Annotated in this window: 6 protein-coding genes; all 6 read left to right on the top strand. The window is 39.0% G+C overall.

Annotated elements, in window-relative coordinates; all coding sequences use genetic code 11:
- The first annotated feature begins 224 nt into the window (after nt 1–224).
- Nucleotides 225–5,336 carry a bacterial Ig-like domain-containing protein gene (locus HT718_RS01730; RefSeq protein ID WP_173266854.1) on the top strand — a complete coding sequence of 1,704 codons (5,112 nt, stop codon included), beginning with the start codon at nt 225–227 and terminating at the stop codon, nt 5,334–5,336.
- Between the two features lie 89 nt (nt 5,337–5,425).
- Nucleotides 5,426–6,622 (top strand): phosphoglycerate kinase, encoded by a 1,197-nt coding sequence (locus tag HT718_RS01725; RefSeq protein WP_049535608.1) that lies wholly within the window; start codon nt 5,426–5,428, stop codon nt 6,620–6,622.
- A gap of 135 nt (nt 6,623–6,757) precedes the next feature.
- Nucleotides 6,758–7,285 carry an aromatic acid exporter family protein gene (locus tag HT718_RS01720; protein WP_033679685.1) on the top strand — a complete coding sequence of 176 codons (528 nt, stop codon included), beginning with the start codon at nt 6,758–6,760 and terminating at the stop codon, nt 7,283–7,285.
- 76 nt (nt 7,286–7,361) lie between these two features.
- Entirely contained in the window at nt 7,362–7,718 is a 357-nt protein-coding gene (gene glnR, locus HT718_RS01715) for a transcriptional repressor GlnR (RefSeq protein WP_000659551.1), read from the top strand.
- Between the two features lie 36 nt (nt 7,719–7,754).
- A complete protein-coding gene (gene glnA, locus HT718_RS01710) occupies nt 7,755–9,101 on the top strand; it encodes a type I glutamate--ammonia ligase (RefSeq protein WP_049540996.1) in 1,347 nt (448 codons plus the stop codon).
- A gap of 845 nt (nt 9,102–9,946) precedes the next feature.
- Nucleotides 9,947–15,149 (top strand): Ig-like domain-containing protein (locus tag HT718_RS01705; RefSeq protein ID WP_173266851.1); only part of this gene is annotated, 5,203 nt, incomplete at its 3' end.

Genomic DNA, 15,149 nt, shown 5'->3' with positions numbered 1-15,149 from the left:
GCTAAGATTTTAGAAAGAAAATTCGTTAGGAAAGACTGTAGTTATATTAATTTTACCAATTTTTAACCTAGATATAGGTATTTCCTCTGATATATTGACATTTAAAAGAAATATTTTAAAATGAGGGAGGAATTATCTTGGTCCCTGTGATTGGGATAAAAAATTTTATCCAGAAAGTTAAGCGCTTTCTTTAAAAACAAAAAATAATCTTTTAGGAGGAGAAAATGAAGGATCCATTTTTTGAAAGACGTTGTCGGTACAGTATTCGTAAGTTATCAGTAGGGGCTTGCTCGCTAATGATTGGGGCTGTTTTGTTTGCTGGTCCAGCCTTGGCAGAAGAAACGGCTGTTCCTGAAAATAGCGGAGCCAATACAGAGCTTGTTTCAGGAGAGAGTGAGCATCCAACTAATGAAGCTGACAAGCAGCATGAAGGAGAACATGCTAGAGAAAATAAGCCAGAAAAGGCAGAAGGAGTAGCGACAGCATCTGAAACTGCTTCGCCAGCAAGCAATGAAGCTGCAACTACTGAAACTGCAGAAGCAGCTAGCGCAGCTAAACCAGAGGAAAAAGCAAGTGAGGTGGTTGCAGAAACACCATCTTCAGAAGCAAAACCTAAGTCTGAAAAGGAAACAGAAGCAAAACCTGAAGCAGCTAGCCAAGGGGATGAGTCTAAGCCAGCTGAAGAAGCTAATAAGGCTGAAAAAGAAGTTCAGCCCGATGTCCCTAAAAATACAGAAAAAACATTAAAACCAAAGGAAATCAAATTTAATTCTTGGGAAGATTTGTTGAAATGGGAACCTGGAGCGCGTGAAGATGATGCCATCAACCGGGGCTCTGTTGCCCTCGCTTCACGTCGGACAGGTCATTTGGTCAATGAAAAAGCTAGCAAGGAAGCAAAAGTACAAGCCTTATCAAATACGAATTCTAAGGCAAAAGACCACGCTTCTGTTGGTGGAGAAGAGTTCAAGGCTTATGCTTTTGACTATTGGCAATATTTAGATTCAATGGTCTTCTGGGAAGGTCTCGTTCCAACTCCTGACGTTATTGATGCAGGTCACCGTAATGGGGTTCCTGTATATGGTACACTCTTCTTCAACTGGTCAAATAGTATCGCAGACCAAGAAAAATTTGCTGAAGTTTTGAAGCAAGACGCAGATGGTAGCTTCCCAATCGCCCGTAAATTGGTAGACATGGCCAAGTATTATGGTTATGATGGCTATTTCATCAACCAAGAAACGACTGGGAATTTGGTTGAACCTCTTGGAGAAAAGATGCGCCAGTTCATGCTCTATACCAAGGAATATGCTGCTAAAGTAAACCACCCAATCAAGTATTCTTGGTACGATGCTATGACCTATAACTATGGGCGTTACCACCAAGATGGTTTGGGAGAATACAACTACCAATTCATGCAACCAGAAGGAGATAAGGTTCCAGCAGACAACTTCTTTGCTAACTTTAACTGGGATAAGGCTAAGAATGATTACACTATTGCAACTGCCAACTGGATTGGTCGTAATCCTTATGATGTATTTGCAGGTTTGGAATTGCAACAGGGTGGTTCCTACAAGACCAAGGTTAAGTGGAATGACATTTTAGATGAAAATGGGAAATTGCGTCTTTCTCTTGGTTTGTTCGCCCCAGATACCATTACAAGTTTAGGAAAAACGGGTGAAGATTACCATAAAAATGAAGATATCTTCTTTACAGGTTACCAAGGGGACCCTACTGGTCAAAAACCAGGTGATAAAGATTGGTATGGTATTGCTAACCTAGTTGCAGACCGTACGCCAGCAGTAGGTCATACCTTTACTACTTCCTTTAATACAGGTCATGGTAGAAAATGGTTCGTAGATGGTAAGGTTTCTAAGGATTCTGAGTGGAATTACCGTTCAGTTTCAGGTGTTCTTCCGACATGGCGCTGGTGGCAAAAATCAACTGGTGATAAGTTGAAAGCAAGCTATGATTTTGAAGATGCCTATAATGGTGGAACTTCTCTCAAATTTGCAGGGGATCTTTCAGGTGCGACCAAGCAAGATGTGAATTTGTACTCTACTCGCTTGAAGGTGACAGATACAACCAAATTGCATGTTGCCCACAAAGGAGGCAAGGGTACCAAGGTTTATGTAGAATTTGCAACTAAGAAAGATTATACCTACGGTGATGAAGCTGCCCGTAAAGAGTTGACAGTTTCAGATAACTGGACTACCGATGATTTTGATTTGAGTGCCTTGGCAGGTAAAACAATTTATGGTATTAAACTCTATTTTGAAAATGATAAAGACTTAAAAGGCTATCAATTTAACCTGGGGCAATTGACCATCAGCAATAATCAAGATGCTCCTCAGGCACCAACCACAGTAGCTGTAGCCAAACAAGTCCTAAAAAATGCCCAAGAAGCGGAAGCAGTTGTGCAATTTAAAGGCAACAAGGATGCAGATTTCTATGAAGTTTATGAAAAAGATGGAGACAGCTGGAAATTACTAACTGGCTCATCTTCTACAACTATTTATCTACCAAAAGTTAGCCGCTCAGCAAGTGCTCAAGGTACAACTCAAGAACTGAAGGTTGTAGCAGTTGGTAAAAATGGGGTTCGTTCAGAAGCTGCAACTACAACCTTTGATTGGGGCATGACTGTAAAAGATACCAGCCTACCAAAACCACTAGCTGAAAATATCGTTCCAGGTGCAACAGTTATTGATAGTACTTTCCCTAAGACTGAAGGTGGAGAAGGTATTGAAGGTATGTTGAATGGTACCATTACCAGTCTGTCTGACAAGTGGTCTTCTGGGCAGTTAAGTGGTAGTGTGGATATTCGTTTGACCCAGCCACGTACAGTTGTTAGATGGGTGATGGACCATGCTGGAGCTGGTGGAGAATCTGTAAACGACGGTTTGATGAACACCAAAGACTTTGACCTCTATTATAAAGATGCGGATGGTCAATGGAAGTTGGCTAAGGAAGTTCGTGGCAATAAAGCCCATGTTACAGATATTACCCTTGATAAACCAATCACAGCTCAAGATTGGCGCTTGAATGTTGTCACTTCTGACAATGGAACTCCATGGAAGGCTATTCGTATCTATAACTGGAAAATGTATGAAAAGCTTGATACTGAGAGTGTCAATATTCCGATGGCCAAGGCTGCAGCCCGTTCTCTAGGCAATAACAAGGTACAAGTTGGCTTTGCGGATGTACCAGCTGGAGCAACCATTACCGTTTATGATAATCCAAATTCTCAAACTCCGCTTGCAACCTTGAAGAGCGAAGTTGGAGGAGACCTAGCAAGTTCACCATTGGATTTGACAAATCAATCTGGTCTTCTTTACTATCGTACCCAGTTGCCAGGCAAGGAAATTAGTAATATTCTAGCAGTTTCCGTTCCAAAAGATGACAGAAAAATCAAGTCAGTCAGCCTAGAAACAGGACCTAAGAAAACAAGTTATGCTGAAGGAGAAGATTTGGATCTTAGAGGTGGTGTTCTTCGAGTTCAGTATGAAGGAGGAGCTGAGGACGAACTCATTCGCCTAACTCACGCAGGTGTGTCAGTATCAGGTTTTGATACGCATTATAAGGGAGAACAAAATCTTACTTTACAATATTTGGGGCAACCGGTACATGCTAATTTATCAGTGACTGTCACTAGCCAGGATGAAGCAAGTCCGAAAACTATTTTGGGAATTGAAGTAAGTCAGGAACCGAAAAAAGATTACCTAGTTGGTGATAGCTTAGACTTGTCTGAAGGACGCTTTGCAGTGGCTTATAGCAATGACACCATGGAAGAACATTCCTTTACTGATGAGGGAGTTGAAATTTCTGGTTACGATGCTCAAAAGACTGGTCGTCAAACCTTGAAGCTTCGTTACCAAGGTCATGAAGTTAACTTTGATGTTTTGGTATCTCCAAAAGCAGCACTAAACGATGAGTACCTCAAACAAGAAATTACTGCTGTCCAAGGTCGTCAGTCAACGGTTGTTTACACCTTCTCTAGTGAGGACAAACAAGCGACGCTACTAGAGAAACTTAATGGAGCGAAAGCTGTTGCAGAAAATCATGGTGCCAGTCAGGAAGATGTTAATCAGGCTTTGAATGAATTGAAACAAGCAGGCGCAAACTTGGATGGTAATCAGCGTTATGAGGCTGCTAGGAAAGAATTAGAAAGTTTACTCGAATCCATCCGCGAAAAATATCCTAAATCAGAACTAATTGCGCAAGCAGAGGCTTTGTTGGTCTCACAAGCACCAACTCCACAAGCTTTTGCGGACATGAAAGAACAGCTGAATAAGAAACTAGCTCCTGCAGCAGAAAGCCATCACGTTGGTAGCCAGGATCCAAATGAAGTAGCCCCAACAGTTGAAGCCCTCTCTGGACTAGTTGTGGAAACTGAAACAATAGCCTTCGAACGTCAAGAGCGCCCAAATGCAAGCCTTCTTAAAGGTCAACATCAACTAGTTCAAGAGGGAGTTGAGGGACAAATTCGTCACTTGATTGAAGTAGATAGCCAAGGGAAACGCACTCTTCGTTTAACAGAGGTAGTTAAAGAAGCTGTTCCAGAAATTACTGAGATTGGAACAAAAGTTCTTTCAAGTAAGGAACCAACTGAAGGTGTCAAGAATTTGGTTGTGAATACTCCGAAATTAGAAGTTGAAGAGACAAGTATTGCCTTCGAACACCAAGAACTTCTAACTGCAGGTCTTCTCAAAGGTCAGCGTCAACTTGTCCAAGCAGGAGTTGAGGGACAAATCCGTCGCTTGATTGAAGTAGATAGTCAAGGCAATCGTACGCTTCGCGCTACAGAAGTTTTGAAAGAAGCGAGTCCTGAAATCGTGGAAGTAGGTACTGGTCTCATCCCTGCAAATCCTGCACCACAAAACACAGACCTTCCAAAACCTTCTAATCAACCAGTGTCTGACCAACAAAAGGCTCCTAAATTGGAAGTTCAAGAGGAAAAGATTGCATTTGACCGTCAAGAACATGAAAATGCTGAGTTGCTAGTTGGGGAACAACGAGTCATCATACAGGGACGAGATGGTCTGTTAAGACATGTCTTTGAAGTTGATGAAAACGGTCAGCGTCGTATTCGTTCAACAGAGGTCATCCAAGAGGCGATTCCAGAAATTGTTGAAATTGGAACAAAAGTAAAAACTGAACCAGCAGTAGCGCCTACACAAGAAAAACCAGCCCAAAATACAGCAGTTAAATCAGAAGAAGCAGGCACCCAATTGCCAAATACAGGAACTGCTGATGCCAATGAAGCCCTAATAGCAGGATTGGCCAGCCTTGGTCTTGCTAGTTTAGCCTTGACATTGAAACAGAAAAAAGAAGAGGAAGATTAAATATCGAAAAATCTTGTGAAATCTTTCCTTATATTTCCAAAGTGTGATATAATAGTTTCGAATAAAATAAATAAAGGGGTTTTTGTAACATGGCAAAACTTACTGTTAAAGACGTTGACTTGAAAGGTAAAAAAGTCCTCGTTCGTGTTGACTTCAACGTACCATTGAAAGATGGCGTAATCACTAACGACAACCGTATCACAGCAGCTCTTCCAACTATTAAGTACATCATCGAACAAGGTGGACGTGCAATTCTTTTCTCTCACCTTGGACGTGTGAAAGAAGAAGCTGATAAAGCTGGTAAATCACTTGCTCCTGTAGCTGCTGACTTGGCTGCTAAATTGGGTCAAGACGTTGTTTTCCCAGGTGTTACTCGTGGTGCTGAATTGGAAGAAGCAATCAACGCTCTTGAAGATGGACAAGTTCTTTTGGTTGAAAACACTCGTTACGAAGATGTTGACGGCAAGAAAGAATCTAAAAACGATCCTGAACTTGGTAAATACTGGGCATCACTTGGAGATGGTATCTTCGTAAACGATGCATTTGGTACAGCTCACCGTGCACACGCATCTAACGTTGGTATCTCAGCAAACGTTGAAAAAGCAGTTGCTGGTTTCCTTCTTGAAAACGAAATTGCCTACATCCAAGAAGCAGTTGAAACTCCAGAACGTCCATTCGTAGCTATCCTTGGTGGTTCAAAAGTTTCAGACAAGATCGGTGTTATCGAAAACTTGCTTGAAAAAGCTGATAAAGTCCTTATCGGTGGTGGTATGACTTACACATTCTACAAAGCACAAGGTATCGAAATCGGTAACTCACTTGTAGAAGAAGACAAATTGGATGTTGCGAAAGCTCTTCTTGAAAAAGCAAACGGTAAATTGATCTTGCCAGTTGACTCAAAAGAAGCAAACGCATTTGCTGGCTACACTGAAGTGCGTGACACTGAAGGTGAAGCAGTTTCTGAAGGCTTCCTTGGTCTTGACATCGGTCCAAAATCTATCTCTAAATTTGACGAAGCTTTGACTGGTGCTAAAACAGTTGTATGGAACGGACCTATGGGTGTATTTGAAAACCCAGACTTCCAAGCTGGAACAATCGGTGTGATGGACGCTATCGTGAAACAACCAGGTGTTAAATCAATCATCGGTGGTGGTGACTCAGCTGCCGCAGCAATCAACCTTGGTCGCGCAGACAAGTTCTCATGGATTTCTACAGGTGGTGGAGCATCAATGGAACTTCTTGAAGGTAAAGTTCTTCCAGGACTTGCAGCCTTGACAGAAAAATAAGATTAACTAAATGAATCAAGGAAGAGGGGAATGAAAGTTCCTCTTTTCTTTTACTGAAAATAAAAACGCTTCCTCTCAACTATTGCTCATAAAATCACCTAATTTATGATAAAATGGAAATAGAAAGTTGAGATTATGAGTTATTTTAAAAAATATAAATTCGATAAATCCCAGTTCAAACTTGGTATGCGAACCTTTAAAACAGGTATTGCTGTTTTTCTAGTTCTCTTGATTTTTGGCTTTTTTGGTTGGAAAGGTCTTCAAATTGGTGCTTTGACAGCCGTTTTTAGCTTGAGGGAGAGCTTTGATAAGAGTGTTCATTTTGGGACTTCGCGTATTCTAGGAAATAGTATTGGAGGTCTTTACGCCCTGGTTTTCTTCCTATTAAATGGCTTTTTCCATGAAGCTTTTTGGGTAACCTTGGTTGTTGTTCCTATCTGCACCATGTTAACCATTATGACAAATGTAGCTATGAATAACAAAGCAGGTGTTATTGGTGGTGTAGCAGCCATGTTAATCATTACCCTATCGATTCCTACTGGAGAAACGATTTTGTACGTGTTTGCGCGTGTATCAGAAACGTTTATGGGAGTTTTTGTTGCAATTCTCGTAAATTACGATATTGATCGTATTCGACTCCTTTTAGAGAAAAAAGAAAAATAATGTTACATTTTATAACATTATCAATTGACGTTTGTCTTTTTTTAGACTATAATAGACAGAAAGAAGGAAATTGTAAATGAAGGAAAAAGAATTTCGCCGAAACATGGCTGTTTTTCCTATTGGCAGTGTTATGAAGTTGACTGATCTATCGGCTCGTCAGATTCGTTATTATGAAGATCAAGAGTTGATTAAACCTGATCGAAATGAAGGGAATCGTCGCATGTATTCCTTGAATGACATGGATCGTCTGCTTGAAATCAAAGATTATATCTCAGAAGGTTATAATATCGCTGCTATTAAGAAAAAATATGCTGAACGTGAAGCGAAGTCCAAGAAAGTGGTGAGTCAGACTGAGGTGCGTCGTGCACTTCACAATGAACTTCTCCAACAGGGGCGTTTTGCTTCAGTACGATCACCTTTTGGTCGCGGTTAGACAACCGCAAGTAGTCATAGATTAAGGAGAAAACTCATGCCAATCAAAGCTGCAGATATTCGTCGTGAAGTCAAGGAAAAAAATGTTACCTTTATCCGTCTCATGTTCTCAGATATTTTGGGAACCATGAAAAACGTCGAAATTCCTGCTACAGATGAACAATTAGATAAGGTCTTGTCAAATAAGGCTATGTTTGATGGATCTTCTATTGAAGGTTTTGTACGTATCAATGAGTCAGATATGTACTTGTACCCAGACTTGGATACATGGACAGTCTTCCCGTGGGGAGATGAAAATGGAAGTGTTGCAGGTTTGATCTGTGATGTCTACACAACAGAAGGTGAACCATTTGCAGGTGACCCTCGTGGCAATTTGAAACGTGCTCTTCGTCACATGGAAGAAGTAGGATTCAAATCCTTCAACCTTGGTCCAGAGCCAGAATTCTTCTTATTTAAACTAGATGAAAATGGTGACCCAACACTTGAAGTAAATGACAAGGGTGGCTACTTTGATTTGGCGCCTACTGACCTTGCGGACAATACACGCCGTGAGATTGTCAATGTCTTGACTAAAATGGGATTTGAAGTAGAAGCGAGTCACCACGAGGTTGCGGTTGGACAGCATGAAATTGACTTCAAGTACGATGAAGTTCTCCGTGCTTGTGATAAGATTCAAATCTTTAAACTTGTTGTTAAAACCATTGCTCGCAAACACGGGCTTTATGCAACCTTTATGGCCAAACCAAAATTTGGTATTGCTGGGTCAGGTATGCACTGTAATATGTCCCTGTTTGATGCAGAAGGAAACAATGCCTTCTTTGATCCAAATGATCCAAAAGGAATGCAGTTGTCAGAAACGGCCTATCATTTCCTTGGCGGTTTGATCAAGCATGCTTACAACTATACTGCCATCATGAATCCAACCGTTAACTCATACAAACGTTTGGTTCCAGGTTATGAAGCGCCTGTTTACATTGCTTGGGCTGGTCGTAACCGTTCGCCACTTGTGCGCGTACCTGCTTCACGTGGCATGGGAACTCGTCTTGAGTTACGTTCAGTGGATCCGATGGCAAACCCATACATCGCTATGGCGGTTCTTTTGGAAGTTGGTTTGCATGGTATTGAAAACAAAATCGAAGCACCAGCTCCTATCGAAGAAAATATCTACATTATGACAGCAGAAGAGCGTAAGGAAGCTGGCATTACAGACCTTCCATCAACCCTTCACAACGCTTTGAAGGCTTTGACTGAAGATGAAGTTGTCAGAGCGGCTCTTGGAGAACATATCTATACTAGTTTCCTTGAAGCCAAACGAATCGAATGGGCAAGTTATGCAACCTTCGTTTCACAATGGGAAATTGATAACTATTTAGATTTATATTAATGGTACAGAAAGGTTGTCCGTTTGGGCAACCTTTTTATGTTGTTCTAAAGACTGGAGTACTTACATTTAGTCTTTTGTAGATTACTAATATTCTTCGAAAATCTCTTCAAANNTCTTTGATTTTCATTGAGCATAAGTTTATTATAGTAGATTGGAAGATAATGAATTGAGTCTAGGATTGTCCAAAATAATTCCTAACAATGTTTTAGAAGTCGTGTTATACTATTGCGACTTAAATATGATATAGTGTTTTCATATTGCTCATACTCTTCTATTTTCATTGAGTATCAGCTATAAAGATCGATTACAATATGTCTTTTATGCGCTTCAGTTAGATGAGTGTTATAGATGAGAAGTTTTTTTATTTTTTCTTGAATTGAGGTTTTATCGTCTATAGTATGCTGTAATCTACATGAATATAAGGTGTGTTTGTCATAAATTGATTTGATGCATTTGATGTTTTTATATTAAATTTTCTGATATTTCTTTAATAAGGATAATTGCTATTTTTGTAAAAATCAAGCTACTAAAATTTTATAGTTTAGTCCTAATTAGTAAATATACAAATTCATACATAGAGGGTAGTTCCACCGTTTGCATATATATATATATATATGCAAGCGGTGGAACTTATTTTATCCATACAGGAATCAATAGTTTAAAGATTTTTTGTCATGTATTAATCGCTCTTTTTTCAACGAAAATCTTACTATTCTAGGAACTGCTTCGTTATAAAAATACTCTATAGTTGTTAATTATTTATTACAGATATCACTTTACTATATCAACTTATTGCGATAAACTATATATAGTTATGTCATTTTAAAAATAGAAAGGAAAAATTTATGTTTGGACATAAGAATAATAGGAATGGTGAAAAAGTTTTTCGCTATTCGATTAGAAAGTACCATTTTGGTGCTGCTAGTGTAGCTATAGCTGCCCTCTTGTTTTTTGCAAATGGAGTAGCTAGAGCAGATAGTCTATCTGTATCCCCTGATACAGCAGCGACTGAGAAGACCCTAAATGATGAGGGTAGGAGTAGGGCTAAGGAAGAACCCTTGCCAAATAGTCAAGAGCTTGCTGAAAGGAATTTGGAAGAAAAAACTACAAAAGTTGTTGATAAATCAGCCCTTCTTCAAGTGATGGATGAGCTTAAAGATATTGTAGTTAAGGTAAAAGAAAGTAAACTTGCTCCATTGTCTAATCAGCTTCTTCAGCTTACTGATGAAAGCAAACGTTTGCTTTCTGATAAGGATGCTAAATCAGAGGATATTGATCAACATATTCTAAAAATTAGAAAGCTGATAGAAACATTAAAAGAGCAAGAAAGTAGTGCTAGTCAACCTGAGCGGAAAGAAGAGAGTAAGGTGCCTTCTGCTGAAGCGGTAGACGAGACTGCTAATCAGGCTGAAAGTAGCAATGCTAAGGATTCTTTACTAGAAGATAAGAGCACGAATGAGGCTGCTACTGAAGTTCGTAAAGAAGAAACTTCTAGAGATAGCTCAAAACCTACTGTGACAGCTTCCGATAGAAGCTTAAACAAGGTAGATAAGGAAGCTAATAGTCTAGAACTGCCAAACAAAGATAATAAACTGTTGCCGATAGATACGAAAAGTAATCTTGTAGATGAGGCGACAGAGGATGTTCTTGATAAGAAGAAAAAAGGTTATTCTGGATTTAGAATAGCAAACTATGCTAGTAGATCTATTGATCGCTCTGTAGATGGAACTTTATCTCAAGGTGAGATTACAGGGGTGGGTGTAAGACAGTTTAGAAGTTTAACTTATAGTATTGATGGAGATAAAACAGTTTGGAGAGCTACTGTAGAACCAATACATCGTCATCACCAAGCTGCAGGTATAGTAGCAGCTTCAAGTGACAGTATCGAGAGTATTTCAGTTGCAAAACGAGGTGCAGATGGTGGAGGTGTAATAGAATCTGGATATGTTAATAAATCTAGACGTGCGGATCTTCCATCAAATATGAAAAACTCTAGAATATTTACTGAATTTTATCAAACCGGTAGTGGAGTGCCGGATACATTAGTATATGAGATTGTAACTAGAGGTAAAAACCATAATCTATTTTTACGATTTGGGACAGCTATCGTTAGACTAACTCTAGAAGATAATGTTTTAAATGGTGTTAATCATACTTTAATTGATAATAGAACTTCAGATTTTCCGGCAGTGGGGATAAAGGTTAATGCTGCAGAAGCTCCAAAAGTGGATCATCCCTACACTCAAACTAACAGTACGATTCGTATGCAGACGATACCATCCACAGATAATCAATTATCAGGAACTGGGAAACCAGGAGCGATTATTTCTGTTAAGAAAAATGGAAATACATTTAAGACAACAAAAGTTAATGGAAGTGGACGTTGGGTTGTTTCACTAGATGCTGGTTTAAATAGTAATATATCAGATACTGGTAATCAACTTGTACCGAAAGATAGTATAACAGTAACTCAAACTGTTGGAGGAAATGAAAGTGAACCGACTAACGTAGATATTTCATTAGGGCGTTCATGGCTTGCTTATTCGCCGGGACACACCAATGAATTGGTTTCAAATCAACGCGATCTTAAGCTATATGTACCACATGATGCAGGGATGGCGTATTTGAAGTATAGAGATACGAATAATCAAGAGCATCAAGTTGCGATTAGACGTACTGCGATTAATCAGCAATGGCAATCTCTTCAAAGTAATCTAGCAACTGTTACTTCAGTAGATAATACAAGTAATAAGTTCTATTCTATCATTAATTTGCGATTGAATAGTGATATGAGGGTAGGATCTCAAACTTCTGTTATTTCAAATATGAAAGAAGGCGGTTATGGAAGTCTTGAGGGATGGAAACCTGTCAATGTAGTAGAGGCTCCATTAACATCTGGTGCCCATATCGAAAGTGACTTAACAGGCAAAGCAAGTATACCTGCGGATGTAAGAGTAAAAGCCCCAGTAGGCTCTACTGTTAAACTGTATGATAATAACGATGTACTAATAGGAGAAGCAATAGCAGGAAATGATGGCTATGCAACAGTACATCCTCGAAATAGTTTACCTGAAGGGCAAATTAGAGCGACTTCAACACCGGCTGGAGGAAAAGAATCAGCCAAAAGTGATCCTGTTACAGTTACGAGAACGCAAGTGGGACATGGTGGTAATAGACAGATTACTAATGGTCGAGTTACTGTTGGGGTTGATAAAGAATGGATTGTTGCTTATCGTGGGGATGAAATAGAAATCAGAAGTGCAGCTCATGCTAGATATTTAGAATCATTTAAACCTGCAGGAGTAAATACAGCACAAGATTTGGCAACAAAATTCCCAATAAAAGGAGCTATATCACATAATTATTTAAGTACTGCAGGAGGGAAAGAGTATACACAGGTAACTGGACTTTCTAAAGGTATTATTTCTACAGAGCAACCCTTAGGCGATACAATAGTGACTTTAGTTGCTCAAAGTAAAACTACAACAGCTAGTTTAAGTCGATATAACAGAGGTGAAGTTGGTCAAGTTAGTACAAAAGTTACCGTTCTGGAGGTAGCGAAAAAATATGATATTTCTATTGATAAAAAAATTACAGTAGAAAATCCAAATTCTGTAAGTGCTCCAGAAAAAGAGAAAATTATTGCGGCGATTAAAGAGAAAAACAATAGAGCATATACAGATGCAGCATACAGAGCATTATTAGATCAGGCTACTTATTCAGTAGATGAAAAAGGGAATGTTACTATCACTTATCCTGATAATTCAGTGGACAAAGTAGCTTCATCATATACGATTCAAAAACGCCCAGTAATAGAAACATCCTTAATCGATAAGGCAGATACACAAACACCTATAACTGTATCAGCAGATCCAGGTTCTAAAGTAAAACTTTATGATCACTCTGGGCATGAATTGGGAGAAGGTACGGCAAATGGAAATGGTCGAGTTACTATTAATCCTACAAGACCGATTCCAAATGGAAATGTAACAGCAAAAGCAACTGATAATCGTGATAATACAACAGATGCAAGTGCTCCAAAACAAGCAACAGTACCTGCACCGCAAGCTTTGACTATTCAGCAACCTAGTCATGGATCAACAAGTGTAACTATTACTCCACAAGGCAGAACAGATATTATCTCTGCGGTTATTCAAGGGAAAAAAGTTAAAATTGAAAAGGAAGGCTCTGGACGTTATAAGACGTTAGAAAATGCAGCGAATGTACGAATTTCACCAAATGCAAATGGAAGTGTAACCTTTGAATTACCTTCAGGTACAAGCTTTGAAACCCTAGATAGAATTCAAGCTACTGCAGAAAATAAAGATATTACGGTAGCTTCAGGAATAAGGTCATCTCAAGAGGTTAGTCAATATGTACTAGCAAATAAAGGAGAGAAAGTACCTGTAAAAGATATTAATCGTTTAACTTCAGAAGATAAAGAGAGAGTTAAAACAGCCTATGAAAAAGCAAATCCAGGTATCAATAAGTCAGAAGTAACTGTAGGAAGTAACGGAGATATTACTTACAATCACCAAGGTAGAGGATCTGTGCAAAAAGGTGTTGCAAAAACATCTGATAATGTTGTTCTAGATAATGTAGCTCCAGGTAAACCAACGATTCCAACTAACTTGACGGATAAAGCTGGAACTAGAACTCAAATTGAAGTAGATACAGAACCAGGTGCATCTGTTGTTGTATATGATCATGGAGGTCAAGAACTAGGACGAGGTGTAGCGAACGCAAATGGTAAAGCGGTTATCAATCCGACTAAGGAAATTCCTAAAGGTAATGTTACAGCTAAAGCAACAGATGAAGCAGGAAATATCTCACAACCAAGTGATGCTAAAGTTGCTACTTTCCAAGATTTCACACCAAAAGTTCCTTCTAAGACACCTGTTACAAAAGTAACGTCTTTAACACCGGATGAGGTTAATCAGGTTAAGAAAAAAGTTTCAGATGCTAACCCTGGTAAAGAAGTGCAAGTATCAAGTAATGGTACTGCTACTGTAACTGATCCTAAATCAAGGATATCTCATCAAATATCTGGAGATAAGTTAGTTGAATCAAACGATAAGATTAGACCAACAGTTGAAATTCCTTATGACAATCCAGCTAGACAAGAGATTTATGTTTATTCTGGGGAAACAAATAACATTACAATCAAAGTAAAAGATAACTCAGGAAAAATATCTAAATCATATCTTGCATTTGCAGCTAATGATAGAAGAGGATTAGGAACAGAGGATAATAGCTATTTAGGTGGAGGAAATAGTAGTGGATTATACCTGACAGCGACTAAAATCCACACAGATACACCAACTTCAGAAAACCAACCAGCAACAATTACAGTAAGTGGAAATCTTAATAATCAGCCATTTACAGGTGAAAAATCAATTACTCGCTATGTATTTGCTGAAGATCCAAGTGGAAATACAAACTATGATCACGTAGGTCATGCGGATGATACTGGCGCACTAGGACGCGTTAAATTTGTGTGGAAATCACAGACATCGAAATATGATGCACAAGCTCCAGGAACACCAGTTCTATTAGATAATGCAGATGCTGCAAAAATTCAAGAAGCAGTAAAACAAGCAAATCCAACATTTAGTGATAAGATTAAATCTGTAACAGTAAGTGGAAATAATGTTATAGTAACTTATAATGACAATAGTACAGATACACTAGAGGGTTCAAGAGTATACAAAGTACGAGATTCAAAACCAACACCACCAACAGCAACAGCACCAAGTGATGGAACAGTTACAGTAACACCAACAGGTGATGCTGATAAAATAATTGTTAATTACACAGATGAACAACAAAACTCTAAAGTAGTAACAGTAGTTAAATCTGAAAATGGAACATGGTCATCACCAGATAAGCCAGCCGGAGTAACTGTTGATCCAAGAACAGGAACGTTGTTAATTCCAGCTGAAGGTGTTAAAGATAGAAGTCAGGTAACAGCAACAGCTACGAAAGGTGATAGTAGACCATCAGATCCAAAAATAGTTACAGCGCAGCCTAAAGATTTCACCCCAGTGA

Source organism: Streptococcus sp. 714, assembly GCF_013277115.1.
Lineage (GTDB): Bacteria > Bacillota > Bacilli > Lactobacillales > Streptococcaceae > Streptococcus.
Note: the sequence above shows the minus strand (reverse complement) of the source record. Positions and strands in the feature narration are given on the sequence as shown.